13 protein-coding genes and 1 other annotated feature are annotated in these 16,051 nt (G+C 57.3%); of the genes, 8 read left to right on the forward strand and 5 right to left on the reverse strand.

The genetic code is table 11. The features are described 5' to 3' along the window. Positions 1 to 7: 7 nt before the first annotated feature. Positions 8 to 3,622: an urea carboxylase gene (gene uca / locus AAH446_RS07050; RefSeq protein WP_342906006.1), complete on the reverse strand. Its 3,615-nt coding sequence runs from the start codon at positions 3,620 to 3,622 to the stop codon at positions 8 to 10. After that, entirely contained in the window at positions 3,615 to 5,411 is a 1,797-nt protein-coding gene (gene atzF / locus AAH446_RS07055; RefSeq protein ID WP_342906007.1) for an allophanate hydrolase, read from the reverse strand. Before atzF ends, uca begins: the two co-directional genes overlap by 8 nt. Positions 5,412 to 5,623: 212 nt before the next feature. Here atzF and AAH446_RS07060 point away from each other — a divergent pair, with 212 nt between their 5' ends. The 3 genes from AAH446_RS07060 (at position 5,624) to trpR (ending at position 8,295) form a co-directional block, all read left to right on the forward strand. Continuing rightward, positions 5,624 to 5,818 (forward strand): hypothetical protein, encoded by a 195-nt coding sequence (locus AAH446_RS07060; RefSeq protein WP_342906008.1) that lies wholly within the window; start codon positions 5,624 to 5,626, stop codon positions 5,816 to 5,818. 171 nt (positions 5,819 to 5,989) lie between these two features. Then, positions 5,990 to 7,912 carry a murein transglycosylase gene (gene sltY / locus AAH446_RS07065; RefSeq protein WP_342906009.1) on the forward strand — a complete coding sequence of 641 codons (1,923 nt, stop codon included), beginning with the start codon at positions 5,990 to 5,992 and terminating at the stop codon, positions 7,910 to 7,912. Between the two features lie 53 nt (positions 7,913 to 7,965). Further along, positions 7,966 to 8,295 carry a trp operon repressor gene (gene trpR, locus AAH446_RS07070; protein WP_342906010.1) on the forward strand — a complete coding sequence of 110 codons (330 nt, stop codon included), beginning with the start codon at positions 7,966 to 7,968 and terminating at the stop codon, positions 8,293 to 8,295. On the opposite strand, the gene yjjX is transcribed toward trpR, so the two are convergent. Further along, entirely contained in the window at positions 8,275 to 8,829 is a 555-nt protein-coding gene (yjjX, locus tag AAH446_RS07075; protein WP_342906011.1) for an inosine/xanthosine triphosphatase, read from the reverse strand. The two genes, trpR and yjjX, sit on opposite strands and share 21 nt — an antisense overlap. A 50-nt stretch (positions 8,830 to 8,879) precedes the next feature. On the opposite strand from yjjX, the gene gpmB reads away from it, so the two are divergent. Further along, positions 8,880 to 9,527 (forward strand): 2,3-diphosphoglycerate-dependent phosphoglycerate mutase GpmB, encoded by a 648-nt coding sequence (gpmB, locus tag AAH446_RS07080; RefSeq protein ID WP_342906012.1) that lies wholly within the window; start codon positions 8,880 to 8,882, stop codon positions 9,525 to 9,527. Positions 9,528 to 9,598: 71 nt separating this feature from the next. Here the strand turns inward: gpmB and robA are convergent, their stop codons facing one another. After that, positions 9,599 to 10,489 (reverse strand): MDR efflux pump AcrAB transcriptional activator RobA, encoded by an 891-nt coding sequence (gene robA / locus AAH446_RS07085; protein ID WP_342906013.1) that lies wholly within the window; start codon positions 10,487 to 10,489, stop codon positions 9,599 to 9,601. Positions 10,490 to 10,677: 188 nt separating this feature from the next. Between robA and creA the strand changes: the two genes are divergently transcribed. After that, a complete protein-coding gene (creA, locus tag AAH446_RS07090) occupies positions 10,678 to 11,151 on the forward strand; it encodes a protein CreA (RefSeq protein ID WP_342906014.1) in 474 nt (157 codons plus the stop codon). Between the two features lie 54 nt (positions 11,152 to 11,205). On the opposite strand, the gene arcA is transcribed toward creA, so the two are convergent. After that, on the reverse strand, positions 11,206 to 11,922 hold the full coding sequence (arcA, locus tag AAH446_RS07095; protein ID WP_342906015.1) for a two-component system response regulator ArcA: 717 nt from the start codon (positions 11,920 to 11,922) through the stop codon (positions 11,206 to 11,208). Between the two features lie 618 nt (positions 11,923 to 12,540). Between arcA and AAH446_RS07100 the strand changes: the two genes are divergently transcribed. From AAH446_RS07100 to thrA, 3 genes are all read left to right on the forward strand, one after another. After that, the gene (locus AAH446_RS07100; RefSeq protein WP_342906016.1) at positions 12,541 to 13,227 is read left to right on the forward strand and encodes a tRNA/rRNA methyltransferase; all 687 of its coding nucleotides are present in this window, start codon (positions 12,541 to 12,543) and stop codon (positions 13,225 to 13,227) included. A gap of 206 nt (positions 13,228 to 13,433) precedes the next feature. Further along, complete coding sequence (thrL, locus tag AAH446_RS19750; protein ID WP_428946225.1) at positions 13,434 to 13,505, forward strand: thr operon leader peptide; 72 nt, start codon at positions 13,434 to 13,436, stop codon at positions 13,503 to 13,505. Beyond that, positions 13,441 to 13,562 (forward strand) — a sequence feature (Thr leader region). Its footprint overlaps the gene before it by 65 nt. A gap of 25 nt (positions 13,563 to 13,587) precedes the next feature. After that, positions 13,588 to 16,050, forward strand: a complete 2,463-nt coding sequence (thrA, locus tag AAH446_RS07105; RefSeq protein WP_342906017.1) for a bifunctional aspartate kinase/homoserine dehydrogenase I — start codon at positions 13,588 to 13,590, stop codon at positions 16,048 to 16,050. Position 16,051 lies beyond the last annotated feature (1 nt).

The raw sequence follows: 16,051 nt of genomic DNA on the forward strand, positions 1-16,051 counted from the left end.
ATGCTCCCTATTCCAGCCACAGCAGCGCATCGCCCGGACTGACCGGCCGACCCGGCTGACAGCCGATGCGTTTCACCCGGCCAGCCTGCGGCGCGGTAATCGATAGCTCCATTTTCATCGCTTCCACAATGACGATCGGCTGGCCTGCTTCCACCTCGTCGCCCGGCTGTACCAGTACTTTCCAGATATTGCCGTTAAGATCGGCGCTCACCAGCAGCGCATTCTCCTCTTCTGCCGGCAGCAGGTTTTCTTCGCTGGTCAGCGGCGCGCCTTCTTCCTCCTGGGCCCAGAGCGCCACTTCCGTGGCAAAAGCGCTGGCCTGGTGCTGGCGGAAGGCGGCAATAGCATCGGCGTTCTCCTGGAGAAAACGCGTGTGCTCAGCAAAATCGAAGACGGTTTCTTCTATCGTTACCCGGCCCCGACCCTCGCGGAAATCTTCACGCAGCTCTTCCAGCTCCGCTTCGCTGACCGGATAAAAGCGCACCTGATCAAAGAAGCGCAGCAGCCAGGGCTCATCCGCCGCAAACTGATCGTTTTTCAGAAACTTGTTCCAGATCGGCAGCGTGCGGCCTACCAGCTGATAACCGCCTGGCGAATCCATGCCGTAAATACACATATACATGCCGCCAATGCCTACCGTGCCTTCGGCAGTAAAAGTACGGGCTGGGTTATATTTGGAACTCAACAGGCGATGACGCGGATCGATCGGGACGGCGCAGGGCGCGCCCAGATAGACGTCACCCAGGCCCAGGATAAGATAGCTGGCATCGAAAAGGGTCTGACGGACTTCTTCGCGCGAGGCCAGCCCGTTGATGCGCTGAATAAAGTCGACGTTATTGGGCAGCCACGGCGCACTGGCTCGTACTGTCTCCTTATAGCGATCGACGGCACCCAGCGTGGCGCTGTCCTCAAACGCCATCGGCAGATGTACGATGCGGGAGGGGACTTTCAGTTCGCTGACGTCACCCAGTTTTTTCTCCAGGCCCAGCAGCAGCGACAGCAGCGCTTTCTGGCTGAGAAGGCGACTGTCGTAGCGGATCTGTAGCGATCGCACGCCCGGCGACAGCTCTTCAATACCCGGCTGGCCGGTTTCACGCAGCGCAATCATCAGCAGATGCACGCGCAGACGCAGCGCCAGATCCAGCACGTTGTCGCCATATTCCAGCAGGATATAGTTGTCGCCCGCCTGCCGGTAAACGGCTGCTGGCGTGGTTTCGGTTGCGTTAAGCGCGGCCAGAATGGCGGCCGAGCCGTCTGCGGTTTCCGCCAGAGAAGGGATAGCAAAGGCTGGCGCGGCGGCTGGCCGAAGCGTGCTTACTCGCGTTTCCAGCGCGTTCTCCAGCGCCAGCGCCTCGTCAAAACTTACCGGATGAAAGTAAATGCGGTCGCCCGGCTTCACCTGGCCGACCTTCCACAGCTCCGCTTTGGCGATGGTGACCGGGCAGACGAAGCCGCCGAGGCTTGGCCCGTCGCGCGTCAGGATCACCGGAAAATCGCCGGTAAAATTCACCGCGCCGATGGCGTATTCACAGTCGTGAACGTTAGAGGGGTGCAGGCCCGCCTCGCCACCGTCAGGACGCGCCCAGTCCGGTTTTGGGCCGACCAGCCGCACGCCCAGCCGGTTAGAGTTGTAGTGAACCTGCCACGGCTGGGCAAAGAACTGGTCAATGGAGCGCTGAGTAAAGAAATCTGGCGCGCCGTGCGGCCCGTACAGTACGCCTATCCGCCACTCTTCGCCGTAGGTTGGGATTAGCGCCGCATCTACGGCCTGAGGCTCGCTTACCGGCGCTGGCGTAGTACAGGCAGCAAGCTGCGGCTGCGAAATGGGCAGCATGTCCGCCACGCGCAGCGTCCGTCCGGCATGGCCGCCAAACTGGCCCAGGGCGAAAGTCGAACGGCTGCCGAGATATTCCGGCACGTCAAAGCCGTTGCGTACCGCCAGATAAGTGCGGCAGCCCGTTTGCGCCCGGCCCAGCGCCAGCGTTTGTCCGGCGTTGACTTCAATGGGCCGCCAGTAGCTCACAGGTTGCCCATCCAGCGTCGCCGGACATTCGGCGCCCGTTAAGGCAATCACGGCATCGCTGTGAAAGCGCAGCGTCGGCCCTTGCAGCGTAAACTCCAGGCCTGCCGCTTCTGCCGCGTTGCCCACGATGCGGTTGGCCAGACGGAAGGCAAAGTCGTCCATCGGCCCGGAGGGCGGCACGCCGATATCCCAGTAGCCGGGACGGCCAGGGTAATCCTGAATGCTGCTCCAGGTGCCGGGCTGAAGCACTTCGACCACCTGTGCCGCAGGCGTGAAGCTGTCCAGCAGGCGCGTCCAGACATTACCGCTGCTGAAGGCCTCCGTGGCGACCACCTGACGCAGATAGTCCAGATTGGTGGCAATGCCGTGCAGGCGGGTATCGTTCAGCGCCTCGCGCATTTTCGCCAGCGCCGCCTCGCGGTTTTCGGCATGCACAATCAGCTTGGCGATCATCGGGTCATAAAAGGCGGATACCTCTGTACCCGTGTTGATCCAGCTGTCCACGCGAACCCCTTCCGGAAAGCAGACCTCCGTCAGGACGCCGGGGCTGGGCTGAAAGTTTTTCAGCGGATCTTCGGCATAGAGTCGCACTTCTATCGCTGCGCCTTGCGGAGCCTGAGCCATGCGCGCCCAGTCCGGTTCTTCACCTGCGGCGACTTGCAGCATGCACGCCACAAGATCCAGACCGGTGACGCACTCCGTGACCGGATGCTCAACCTGCAAACGGGTATTCACTTCCAGAAAGAAAAACTCATCGCGCTGCGCATCGTAGATATATTCCACCGTACCGGCGCTGCGGTAGCTAACTTGTTCACCAAGCCTGACCGCCGATGCGAGCAGGGCGGTACGGGTCGCCTCCGGCAGGTTTGGCGCAGGCGTCTCTTCCACCACTTTCTGGTTACGGCGCTGGAGCGAGCAGTCCCGCTCTCCCAGTGCGATGACCTTGCCCTTGCCGTCGCCAAAAATCTGCACTTCTACGTGACGGGCGCGATCGATACAGCGCTCCAGAAAAACGCCCGCATCGCTAAAAAATTGCTCGCCCAGGCGACGCACGCTTTCCCACGCGTCGCATAGCGCCTGCGCATCGCTGCAGCGGGTCAAGCCGATACCGCCGCCGCCCGCCGTGCTTTTCAGCATCACCGGATAGCCGATGGTTTCCGCTGCGCCTAACGCCTCTTGCAGTGAGTTAAGCAGCGGCGTGCCCGGCGTCATCGGCACGCCGGCTTCGGCGGCCAGTTCGCGGGCGCGGTGTTTCAGGCCAAACTCGCCAATTTGCCGCGCCGTCGGGCCGACAAAAACAATGCCTGCTTCTTCGCAGGCGGCGGCAAACGGCAGACTCTCGGAAAGAAACCCGTAGCCTGGCCAGATCGCCTGTGCGCCGCTCTCCTTAGCCGCCGCCAGAATTTTATCGATACGCAGGTAGCTGTCTGCGGCTTTTTCGCCGCCCAGCGCCAGGGCGATATCCGCATCTTTGACGTGCTGCGCATTTTTATCTGCTTCGGAGTAAACCGCCACGCTGGTGACGCCCAGTTTTTTCAGGGTGCGGATGGCGCGACAGGCGATTTCGCCCCGGTTAGCGATCAAAACGGTATTAAACATGGGGAGTCTCCTTGCGGGCCAGCCAGTTGCGCCAGCCGCCAAAGTCGGTGATGTCCCGCGCTTCGGCCAGCACCGCCGGTTCACAGATAAAGCCTTTCACCCGACGGCCGTCGATCAGCTCCAGCGTACCGATACCCAGCGGCGCAGGGATCTCCGCCACAAACTCGCCAAAGCGGGCCAGCGGGATATCCCACAGCTCTACGGTAATGGCTGCGCCGCTGCTCTCTTTCGCCAGGCCCGGCTTGGGGGGCTGGGTGTTCGCCAGTGCATAAAGGCGATAGCAGGCTGCGGTCTGGGTCTCTTCCACCAGCACGGCATTACGGCTGGTCAGCTGGTGGTTCAGCGGCATGCCGGTCAGATGTGCGCCAACGACGGCGACGCGTACGTGATAAGCCGAAGCGGGCAGCTCTCCAGAAACCGTAAGCGGTCTGCCGGTGGCGCCGGGGCTGAGCGCCAGGCTGCTCTGCCAGCGTTGACCAAAGGTCGCCAGCGCGCGATCGTGCCAGGCGGGCGCAATCAGCGTAATCCCGGCCGGCAGACCGTCTTCACGGAAAGGCCCGGGCAGGGCGAGCGCGGCCAGGTCAGCCAGATTGGTGAAATTGGTGTAGGTACCAAACTGCGAGTTATAGCGGACTGGCTCCTGCTTCATCTCTTCCAGCGTGCGGATAGTTGGGGAGGTCGGCACCACCAGCGCATCGAACTGGCTCAGCGTCTGCTGGATCTGGCGGCTCAGCTCAGCGCGCAGATACTCCGCTTTATAAGCGTCTACTGCGCTATAGCCATTGCCGCTAGCGATAATGCTGTGCACCACCGGGTCCATTTCTTCCGGCTGCGCCAGCATGTCGCCGATGGCCGCGGTGCGTTCAGCTACCCACGGGCCGGCGTAAAGCTGTTCGGCCAGCTGATGGAAAACCGAAAAGTCGATGGGATGCAGCGTGGCACCGTCGCTTTCCAGCACGGCCAGCGCTTTTTCCCATGCGGCCTGCGCCTGGCTGTCCTCAAAGAAAGTGGGGTGAGAAGGAATGGCAAGGCGCGGTGCGACGGGCAGTGCGGCGGGCGCAAGTGCCGGATTGCTACGCGAGTAGGCATCATCAGCATCCAAACCCCCTGCACAGGTAGCTACCTGAAAGGCATCTTCCACCGTCAGCGCAAAAACGGAGATCGTATCGTTCAGGCGGCAGGCGGGCAGCACGCCGGTTGACGACAGCCAGCCTTTGGTGGGTTTCAGGCCAACAATATTGTTAAAGCCAGCCGGCACGCGACCCGATCCGGCCGTGTCGGTGCCCAGTGCAAAACAGACCAGGCCGCGTGCGGTTACCGAGGCCGAACCGGAACTGGAGCCGCCGCTGACGTAAGCGGGATTAAAGGTATTTTTCACTGCGCCAAAAGGGGAGCGCGTACCGACCAGGCCGGTGGCGAACTGATCCAGATTCGTTTTGCCAATCACTACGGCCCCCGCCGCTTTCAGCCTGGCGACGGCGACGGCATCCGCTGTGGCTTCGTGCGTAAAGGCCGGACAGGCGGCGGTCGTCGGCCAGCCAGCCACGTCGATATTGTCCTTCACCGCAAAAGGTACGCCAAACAACGGCAGCGACTGCGGATCTTTTTGCCAGGCCGCCAGCAGCGGTTCCACCTGCGCGCGCAGCTGAGCCGGCGTGGCGAGGTAAAGCCAGGCGTTGTCCTCTTCGGGCAGCTCCGTCAGCAGTGATAAAAGGGTGGCAAGCGGGTCCTGCGGATGTTGTTGATGGTAATGCTGCCAGTCATTCAGGGTAAAACCGGTGAAAGCCATAGGTTGAATTCCATCTGGTATACAAGATGGTATTCAACAAAGCAAAAGCTGTGCCATTAAGGCAAGTGGTTGATTTGAAGTCAATTATATTGGAGGGTGCAGCAATAATGCACGTTATGCGGGCAGGGCGTGAACAAAAAAGGAGCGATAAAAGCAGCAAAGGGGCAGCGCTTTATCAGGCGGCGTACACCGCGGTTTAATTTTCTCATCATATGATGGACTCTGCTCAGCCCGTTTTCTTCTCCGATCGTTACTCCAATACCGGACGGGCTGCCAGAGAAAACCTTGTTACTGCGATCGCCACTCCGGCGTCAATGGCGGCCTTTAGCCTGACCACGGCTTTCGACCCGCCCGTCAGGAGAGCTATGCTGAAGGGATGCCTGGCGGGTATCGTTGATCGTGGTTAACCTTTATCCGGCATAAATCATTAACCTTATGCTGATACGATAGCCGTTGAACCTTGTCATCTTGCGTAAAGATCCCGGTGCGGCATAGCATGACTGGTCAGGCCTGGTTAGCATGTTAAGGGTTTAAAGGACAATTACAGGACAAAGAGAGGCGCTAACGTGGGGAAAGTCATGGCAGACAAATGGCAGTACTGGATAGCCGGAGCCTGTTTAACGGTAATTGCCGGCGCGGCGCAGGCGGATTCACTGGATGCGCAGAGAAGCCGTTATCTGGAAATTAAGCAGGCCTGGGATAACAATCAAATGGATACCGTCGCGCAGCTGATGCCCACGCTGCGCGATTACCCGCTTTACCCCTATCTGGAATACCGGCAGCTGACGCAGCATCTGGATCAGCAGAGCGGCTTCGTGGTGAATGATTTTATTAAAAAATACCCGACGCTGCCGCCGGTACGCTCTCTCTCAGCCCGCTTTGTCAACGAGCTGGCCCGCCGTCAGGACTGGCGCGGTATTCTGGTTTTTAGCCCGGAAGCGCCAAAGCCGGTCTCCGCACGCTGTAACTGGTATTACGCCAAATGGGCTGCCGGGGAGCAGCAGGTGGCGTGGGAGGGCACAAAAGCCATCTGGCTGCGCGGCACTTCGCTGCCCAGCACCTGCGATAAGCTCTTCAGCGTCTGGCAGGCGGCAGGCGAGCAAAATCCGATTACCACGCTTGAGCGCATCCGGCTGGCAATGAAAGAAGGGAACACTAACCTGGTCAACTACCTGGCGAAGCAGCTTCCGCAGGATTACCAGACTATGGCTGATGCGGTGATGGATCTGCAAAACAATCCGGCCAACGTTATGACATTTGCCCGGACGGTCGGCCCGACCGATTTTACCCGTCAGGCAACTTCTTTAGCTTTTGCCCGCCTCGTGCGTGAGGATCCTGAAAACGCCAGGGCGATGATCCCCTCTCTGGTCAGAGAGCAGAAGATGAGTGAGCAGGAAGAGCAGGATCTGCGTGAAGCCGTCGTCTGGCGTCTGATGGGCAGTGATGTCACCAGCGAACAGGCGCACTGGCGGGACCAGGTGGTGATGCGTAGCAACTCCACCTCGCTGATTGAGCGCCGGGTGCGGATGGCATTAGGCGATAACGATCGCCGGGGAATGAATACCTGGATTGCCCGTCTGCCCGTCGAGGCAAAGCAGCAGGATGAGTGGCAGTACTGGCAGGCCGATTTGCTGGCGGAGCAGGGACGGAAAGAGGAAGCGGAAAAAATTCTGCACCACCTGACGCAGTCACGCGGTTTCTATCCGATGGTAGCCGCCCAGCGTCTCGGTGAGGACTATCCGTTAAAAGTGCTGGAATCACCTTCGCCTGAGCCTGGCCTGACGCAGGGCGCTGCCATATCCCGCGTACGCGAGCTGATGTACTGGGGCATGGATAACCTGGCACGCACCGAATGGAGCTATCTGGTCGCCAGTAAAACCAGCACTCAGCAGCAGCAGCTGGCGCGTTACGCTTTCCAGCAGAAGTGGTGGGATCTCAGCGTGCAGGCCACCATTACCGGCAAACTCTGGGATCATTTACAGGAGCGCTTCCCGCTCGCCTGGCAGGAGCAGTTCCAGCGCTACATGAGCGATAAAGAGATCCCGATCAGCTATGCCATGGCCATCGCCCGTCAGGAGAGCGCCTGGAATCCAAAAGCCCGCTCCCCGGTTGGCGCTTCCGGTCTGATGCAGGTGATGCCGGCAACGGCGCAGCATACGGTCAAGGTGTTTAAGCTGCCGGGATACAGCAACAGCAGCCAGCTGTTCGATCCTGAAACCAATATCCAGATCGGGACGCAATACCTGGAGTCGGTTTATCAGCAGTTTGGCCAGAACCGCATCTTCTCTTCCGCGGCTTATAATGCCGGGCCTTCCCGGGTGAAAACCTGGCTGGGCAACAGCGGCGGACGGCTGGATGCCGTGGCCTTTATTGAAACCATTCCGTTCTCTGAAACGCGTCGCTACGTGAAAAACGTGCTGGCGTATGACGCCTATTATCGCTATTTCATGGATAAGCCGGGCGACATTCTGACGAAAGCGGAGTGGCAGCGCCGCTACTGATCCGGTCAGGCCTGTGCTATGCTGCTGTACTAGTTTAATGGTATGGGCCTGATATGACCGATTCTTCTGTTCCCGTCACGGTGGAACCCCATAACGAAGAGTGGCAGCGTTTTGTGACGCTGCTACAGCGCGCCTTTGACAACGAGCTGCATCTGCCGCTGCTCCAGCTGATGATGACGCCGGACGAGCGCGAAGCGTTCGGCACCCGCCTGCGGATTATCGAAGAGCTGATGCGCGGTGAGCTGAGCCAGCGCGAGCTGAAAAATGATTTGGGCGTTGGGATCGCGACGATAACGCGTGGTTCGAACAGCCTGAAAAGCGCGCCTCCGGCGCTCAAAGCCTGGCTGGAGGCGCAGCTGCTGTCAGGCAGCGGTGAACGCTGAGGCGTCGTCGCCCGGCTTCATCTGATAGAGCGCGTTGTGGAACGGGCACAGAGCCAGAATCAGCGCCTGATGGTAAACGCTGGAACGGGAGAGGTGGCCGGAGGTAAATGCCCCGATCGCGCCGCCCTTATGCTTAATATTCTCAATGCCGGTCAGGCGTGCCATCTCCTCGCCCAGTTCGCGTCCCTGATGAATGCCTGCCATCACAATGGCCGGCAGCGTAAAGCTCGCGGAACGGGACTCCCCGCGTAATTTATGGTTCTCAATCACCATCCAGGCGAAGGCGCTGTCTTCTTCGATCCCGGCCTCGATCGCCACCCAAAAGTCCGCTTCTGGTCTGACCTGGCGGGCATTCATGACGCGCTGGCGTGCGCCAGTTCTCGTTTCCGCATTTGTCAGCGGCTGAGCAGCAACCCCGCTGTCGACCTCAACACCCTCAATATGGCAGGATCCCTTACCGAAGATATCGTTGAAAGCCTGAGAAATTGCCTTAATTTTGGCTGGATTGATTGTGGCGGCGACAACATGGTACATAATTAGTTGAACCCTTTAGGCAAATTTGTCGCAGTATAACGGAAAATAGCATGTTAGAGGTCTATCTTGTTCGTCACGGAGAAACGCTCTGGAATGCGGCGCGACGCATTCAGGGCCAGTCAAACAGCGCGCTGACGGAAAAGGGTGAGCGGCAGGCTCATCAGGTGGGCGACAGGGTGAAACATCTGGGCATTACGCACGTTATCACCAGCGATTTAGGACGGGCCAGACGCACCGCCGAAATTATCGCCGATGCTTGTGGCTGTGAGGTTACCCTGGATCCGCGTCTGCGCGAGCTGAATATGGGCGTGCTGGAACAGCGCCCACTCGACTTCCTGACGGAGGAGGAGGAGGGCTGGCGCCGGGCGATGGTCGACGGTACCGAAAATGGTCGTATCCCCGAAGGCGAAACGATGGCGGAGATGGCAGCAAGGATGCATGAGGCGCTCAACGCCTGCCTGAATCTGCCTGCCGGTAGCCGTCCGCTGCTGGTGAGTCACGGGATGGCGCTGGGCGTGCTGGTAAGCACTATTCTTGGGCTGCCAGCCCATGCGGAACGCCGCCTGCGCCTGCGAAACTGCTCTCTCTCACGCGTGGATCATCAGCAGAGTGCCTGGCTGGCGTCGGGCTGGGTGGTGGAAACGGCGGGGGATATCTCCCACCTGGACGCCCCGGCAATGGATGAGCTTCAGCGCTAGTCAGCTACCGGGGCGGCAGCCGCCCCGGTAAGCGCGTTCACTTCCGGTCAGAGAGGTGACTCTACAGGGTGTTAAGCCTCTGGCGTGTCGGTGCGTGGGCGAATAGGGATCAGATATTCGCAGCGAATATTGACCGGCGGCTCAGCGAGTTTTTTACCGCCGTGGGTATAGAACCGCTCAATATCCTGGCCGTGACGGCGCGTCAGCTGAAGCGTGGGCATGCAGGTGCCGTAAATCAGCAGAATAAACTCCTGAAGGCTACTGCGCGGTCCCTCGTAGGTAAACTGGGCATACTCACCCGCTTCCAGCAGAACCGTCTGGGTTGACTGCATACTCTGGGAGAGCTGGTCCGATGGAACCGCCGTGGTGTAAAGGATCTCCTGCTCATCATCCTTTTCAACGCTTGGGCGTGACTGATGCAGCCCGTACAGGACGGGGGGGATCATGTCCGTTTCGGTCAGGAACTGATGCCAGAAGTGCAGGCGCATCTCATCGCGGTAGCTGGAGATTTGCTCAAGGGTGCAGGTATAACTTTGCGTCTGTCCTACCAGCACGGTTTCCGGCAGGTCCACGAAGGTGACCTCCGGCATGGTCGTATCATCGAGCCTGATCGGCGCCCGCAAACCATAGGCGCTCCAGTCTGAAGAGCGGCGATACCAGGCGGGCGTCTGGTTGAACTGTTTTTTAAAGGCGCGGGTAAAGGTTTGCTGCGAGTCAAAGCGATATTGCAGGGCGATATCCAGAATAGGCCGGCTGGTCAGGCGCAGCGCCACGGCGGCTTTTGAAAGACGGCGCGCGCGGATATAGGCGCCAATCGCATGGCCGGTCACTTCCTTGAACATTCTTTGCAGATGCCACTTTGAATATCCCGCCTTGGTTGCCACATTGTCGAGAGAGAGGGGCTGATCAAGGTGGCTCTCAAGCCAGACTAGCAAATCGCGAATGATACCGGCTTGATCCATAAAACGTCCTCATCCTGGTTAATATTGGTACTGAAAAAATTCCACCGCGACAGCTGGCCGCATTTTCGGTATTCCCGCAGCGAATATGCTATACCAGTGCGCAACAGTGTTGTAAGCACGCATCCGGCCGGTAAAATGTCAAAGTAATCACTTACAAGGTCATCTATTTTCACTGCAATGGTAACGTTATGACAATAAGAATTTTGTTAATAGTCACATCTGTAATTTTCGCAACTTTTACCGCTCGGGCCGAGGTAATCGGCTCAGTGGATACGGTATTTAAGGTGTTCGGGCCGGATCACAAAATTATTGTTGAAGCTTTCGATGACCCTGATGTCAAAAATGTTACCTGCTATATCAGTCGGGCGAAAACCGGCGGCATCAAAGGTGGACTGGGCCTGGCGGAAGATACCGCCGATGCGGCGATCTCCTGTCAGCAGATCGGTCCGGTGACGCTCAGCGATAAAATCGCTCAGGGAAAAGCAGAAGGCGAGGTGGTATTTCGCAAGCGCACTTCACTGGTATTTAAAAAGCTACAGGTGGTGCGGTTTTACGATCAAAAGCGGAACGCGCTGATCTATCTCAGCTATTCCGATAAAGTCGTCGAAGGCTCCCCTAAAAATGCCCTCAGCGCCGTGCCTATTATGCCGTGGAATAACTGATCTGCAAAGAAAAAGGGCCGGCTTACCGGCCCTTTCGGGAAAGGGAAATGCGGGTTAGTCCTGGAGGTCGCCACAGAAGCGGTAACCTTCGCCATGGATAGTGGCAATGATTTCCGGCGTATCCGGCGTGGATTCGAAATGTTTACGAATGCGGCGGATGGTGACGTCAACGGTACGGTCATGAGGCTTCAGCTCACGGCCGGTCATCTTTTTCAGCAAATCAGCACGGGTTTGTATTTTTCCCGGATTTTCGCAGAAGTGCAGCATGGCGCGAAATTCGCTGCGTGGAAGCTTGTACTGTTCGCCGGTGGGACCAATCAGCGAGCGACTATTGATGTCGAGCTCCCAGCCATTAAAGCGATAGCTTTCAACCAGCTTGCGTTCTTCGCTGTGCGGCGCCAGATTCATGGTGCAGGAGAGCAGGTTACGCGCGCGAATGGTCAGCTCACGAGGGTTGAAAGGTTTGGTAATATAGTCATCCGCGCCAATTTCCAGTCCCAGGATCTTATCAACTTCATTATCCCTGCCGGTCAGGAACATCAGCGCCACATTCGCCTGCTCACGCAGTTCACGCGCCAGTAACAGGCCATTTTTACCCGGCAGATTGATATCCATAATCACCAGGTTGATATCATTCTCGGTCAGAATATGGTGCATTTCCGCACCGTCCGTAGCTTCATAAACCATGTAGCCTTCGGCCTCAAAAATACTTTTGAGAGTATTGCGAGTAACTAATTCGTCTTCAACGATAAGTATGTGCGGGGTCTGCATGTGTTCGCTACCTAAAATTGCCAACAAAATCGAATCAGGGCATACAGCTGTTACGGTGGCTGAGTAATGAAGGTGACTCTGTTCCGGGCGTAACAACAGCTGTACAGAAATATGTTTCAGATGCTCTGACCTGCGCCGCTAACCTTCAGGCTGTTACCCGCCAGCGGGAACAAAAACCTGCGTCAGCACGGTCAAAAATGGCGTATATCCTAACCGCATTAACAGCAACATAACAGCATTTGCCACAATCAATAAGTAATAAAACAACGCTTAATTGACTTATATCAAACCTATTGTAGCACGTTAACAGTTTTGTGAAAAACTCTTACCAGAATGCCAGCTTAGCTCACAGTAATGTCCTGCTGTCGCAACGTTAAATCCGCTGCACGACAAAAAAGAGAGATGAAATTTAACAAATGTTAATTAGCTGAAGCGTAATGGGTTATCCAGAGATAAATGTTTTTATCCGGCTATTCAATAAGAAATAATGATGAACCTCACTAAGTCCCATCGTTTAGTAAGGTTATTTTGTTGCTGTTTTGTAAAATAAGAGGCGCTGTTTTTTACCGCCAGGCCGTGGCAAAGTAAGCGCCCCACAGGCCGACCACCAGGATGATTATGCGCTTCCCCTTTATTCTTGTTTCCCCTGCCCGGGCTGAAAATGTGGGCGCGGCAGCCCGCGCCATGAAAACGATGGGTTTTGATGAATTACGCATTGTTAACAGCCAGGTCTGGCAGGATCCCGCTGCACGCCGGGTTGCCCACGGTGCAGGTGATATTCTCGACAACGTTACTCACTGGACCTCGCTTGAGGCCGCTCTACAGGATGTAGATTTCAGCATCGCCACGACGGCGCGCAGCCGCGCCAAATTCCGTTACTACGCCACGCCACAGCAGGTGCAGACCCTGCTGGAGGAGAAACAGCAGTGGATGGGCTGCGTCGCGCTGGTATTTGGCCGGGAGGATACCGGGCTGACCAATGAAGAACTGGATCTCGTGGACGTTCTGACCGGCATTCCGATGGCGGCCGACTATCCTTCGCTGAATCTGGGGCAGGCGGTCATGGTCTACAGCTATCAGCTTTCCGCACTGCGTCAGGTCAGCGCACAGGCTGAAGCGCCTGCCGACGTACAGCAGCTGGATGCGTTACGCCAGCGCTGCGACCGGCTGCTGCATCGTCTTGCGGTCAGCGACGATCGCAAGCTGGCGGACTGGCTGACCCAGCGGATTGGACTGCTTGCCCAGCGCGACAGCGCAATGTTACATCGCCTGCTTTCCGACATTGAAAAAAACCTTGCAGATTAAAACACTAATGAGCACTTCAATCTCAGCGTGATTCTCTGGGTTAGTGCCAGCTGATTGCAGAAAAGTCCTGCGGGGTGGCGAATCCGCTTCCCGCATCTTCAGCGGGCCTTGTGGCACGTAAAGATAAAAAAATTGACTTAGCGGGGCGTTTGCTTTACTTCTGAAAGCCGACAGATTTTATAAAACAGACAGACGATAAATCTACTATGCGTAATCACAGCCTGATGACAACAATCATTATTACCACCACCATTACCACTGGTAAGGGTGCGGGCTGACGCATACAGTAAAAATAAAAAACAAGCCCGCACCTGAACAGTGCGGGCTTTTTTTTCGGCAAAAATTCAGGAGACGTTGAGAATGCGAGTGCTGAAATTCGGTGGGACCTCAGTAGCCAATGCGGAGCGATTTCTTCGCGTGGCCGATATTCTGGAAAGTAATGCTAAGCAGGGACAGGTCGCTACCGTATTGTCCGCTCCCGCAAAGATCACCAATCATCTGGTGGCGATGATAGAAAAAACGATCGGCGGTCAGGATGCTTTACCGAACCTGAGCGATGCCGAACATATTTTCGCCTCTCTGCTGACGGGGCTGGCTGATGCTCAGCCCGGATTTGATGCAGAGCGGCTGAAAACGGTGGTTGAACAGGAGTTTGCCCAGCTCAGACAGGTGCTGCACGGTATTGGGCTCCTCGGGCAGTGTCCTGACAGCGTCAACGCGGCGATCATCTGCCGCGGTGAAAAACTCTCCATTGCCATTATGGAAGCGCTGCTTCAGGTGCGCGGCTACGGCGTCAGCGTAATCGATCCGGTCGAAAAGCTGCTGGCCGTGGGTCACTATCTCGACTCTACCGTGGATATTCCGGAATCGACCCGTCGCATAGCCGCCAGCCAGATCCCGGCAGACAATATGATCCTGATGGCGGGCTTTACCGCCGGTAATGAGAAGGGCGAACTGGTCGTGCTTGGCCGTAACGGCTCCGACTACTCCGCCGCCGTGCTGGCCGCCTGTCTGCGGGCAGACTGCTGCGAAATCTGGACCGATGTGGATGGCGTCTATACCTGCGATCCGCGTCAGGTTCCTGATGCGCGGCTGCTTAAGTCGATGTCCTATCAGGAAGCGATGGAGCTCTCTTACTTCGGTGCCAAAGTGCTTCATCCCCGCACCATCACCCCTATCGCCCAGTTTCAGATCCCCTGCCTGATCAAAAATACCGCTAACCCACAGGCGCCCGGTACGCTTATCGGCGGCGATGGCTCAGACGAAGAGAATCCGGTCAAAGGCATCACCAACCTGAACAATATGGCGATGTTCAACGTTTCCGGGCCGGGCATGAAGGGGATGATTGGCATGGCAGCAAGAGTCTTTGCCGCCATGTCCCGCAGCGGCATTTCCGTGGTGCTGATTACCCAATCCTCCTCCGAATACAGCATCAGCTTCTGCGTTCCGCAGAGCGATCAGGCCCGCGCGCGTCGCGTACTGGAAGATGAGTTTTATCTGGAGTTAAAAAACGGTCTGCTTGAGCCACTTGCCGTCACGGAACGGCTGGCTGTTATCTCCGTCGTGGGGGATGGTATGCGTACGCTGCGTGGCATCTCGGCGAAATTCTTCTCCGCCCTGGCGCGCGCTAACATCAATATCATCGCCATTGCCCAGGGCTCTTCGGAGCGTTCCATCTCCGTGGTGGTGGACAATGATGATGCGACAACCGGCGTTCGCGTCGTGCATCAGATGCTGTTTGCCACCGATCAGGTTATCGAAGTCTTTGTGGTTGGCGTGGGCGGCGTGGGTTCGGCGCTGATCGATCAGCTACACCGTCAGCAGGCCTGGCTGAAGAACAAGCATATCGACCTGCGGGTCTGCGGGATTGCCAACTCAAAGGCGCTGCTGACCAATGTGCATGGTATTCCGCTGGAGAACTGGAAAGAAGCGTTAGGAGAGGCGAAGGAGCCGTTCAATCTGGGCCGTCTGATTCGTCTGGTCAAAGAGTATCATCTGCTGAATCCGGTGATTGTGGACTGTACTTCCAGCCAGGCGGTGGCCGATCAGTATGCCGACTTCCTGACCGAAGGCTTCCATGTGGTAACCCCGAATAAAAAGGCCAACACCTCTTCCTGGAACTACTATCAGCAAATGCGCACGGCTGCTGCCCGCTCCCGCCGCAAGTTTCTCTATGATACTAACGTTGGCGCGGGCCTGCCGGTCATCGAAAACCTCCAGAACCTATTGAACGCGGGCGATGAGCTGATCCGCTTCTCGGGCATCCTTTCCGGGTCGCTCTCCTTTATTTTTGGCAAACTGGATGAGGGCCTGTCGCTCTCTGAGGCGACCAAAATGGCCCGCGAGCTGGGCTTTACCGAGCCCGACCCTCGTGATGATCTTTCCGGCAGCGATGTCGCGCGCAAGTTGTTGATACTGGCACGTGAAGCGGGCTATCAGCTGGAGATGAGCGATATTACTATTGAAGCGGTGCTGCCCGATGCCTTTACCGCCATTCCGGATGCGGAAACCTTTATGTCCCGCCTGCCTGAACTTGATGATGCCTTTGCCGCCCGCGTCACCGCGGCCCGCGATGAAGGTAAAGTGCTGCGCTTTGTAGGCGCGATTGAGGAGGGGGGACGCTGCGTGGTAAAAATTGAGGCAGTGGATGAGCATTCACCGCTGTATAAAGTGAAAGACGGCGAAAATGCGCTGGCGTTTTACAGCCGCTACTACCAGCCTATTCCGCTGGTGCTCCGCGGTTACGGTGCCGGTAACGACGTGACGGCCGCCGGCGTGTTTGCCGATCTGCTGCGTACCCTGTCATGGAAGTTGGGAGTTTAAC

This window comes from Erwinia psychrophila (assembly GCF_039023475.1).
Lineage (GTDB): Bacteria > Pseudomonadota > Gammaproteobacteria > Enterobacterales > Enterobacteriaceae > Erwinia.

Coding starts and splice junctions, on each gene's coding strand:
- creA (WP_342906014.1), top strand. CDS start 10,678: ATGACAATAAGAATTTTGTTAATAGTCACATCTGTAATTTTCGCAACT.
- AAH446_RS07060 (WP_342906008.1), top strand. CDS start 5,624: ATGATGGACTCTGCTCAGCCCGTTTTCTTCTCCGATCGTTACTCCAAT.
- sltY (WP_342906009.1), top strand. CDS start 5,990: ATGGCAGACAAATGGCAGTACTGGATAGCCGGAGCCTGTTTAACGGTA.
- trpR (WP_342906010.1), top strand. CDS start 7,966: ATGACCGATTCTTCTGTTCCCGTCACGGTGGAACCCCATAACGAAGAG.
- atzF (WP_342906007.1), bottom strand. CDS start 5,411: ATGGCTTTCACCGGTTTTACCCTGAATGACTGGCAGCATTACCATCAA.
- thrA (WP_342906017.1), top strand. CDS start 13,588: ATGCGAGTGCTGAAATTCGGTGGGACCTCAGTAGCCAATGCGGAGCGA.
- AAH446_RS07100 (WP_342906016.1), top strand. CDS start 12,541: ATGCGCTTCCCCTTTATTCTTGTTTCCCCTGCCCGGGCTGAAAATGTG.
- yjjX (WP_342906011.1), bottom strand. CDS start 8,829: ATGTACCATGTTGTCGCCGCCACAATCAATCCAGCCAAAATTAAGGCA.
- arcA (WP_342906015.1), bottom strand. CDS start 11,922: ATGCAGACCCCGCACATACTTATCGTTGAAGACGAATTAGTTACTCGC.
- uca (WP_342906006.1), bottom strand. CDS start 3,622: ATGTTTAATACCGTTTTGATCGCTAACCGGGGCGAAATCGCCTGTCGC.
- robA (WP_342906013.1), bottom strand. CDS start 10,489: ATGGATCAAGCCGGTATCATTCGCGATTTGCTAGTCTGGCTTGAGAGC.
- gpmB (WP_342906012.1), top strand. CDS start 8,880: ATGTTAGAGGTCTATCTTGTTCGTCACGGAGAAACGCTCTGGAATGCG.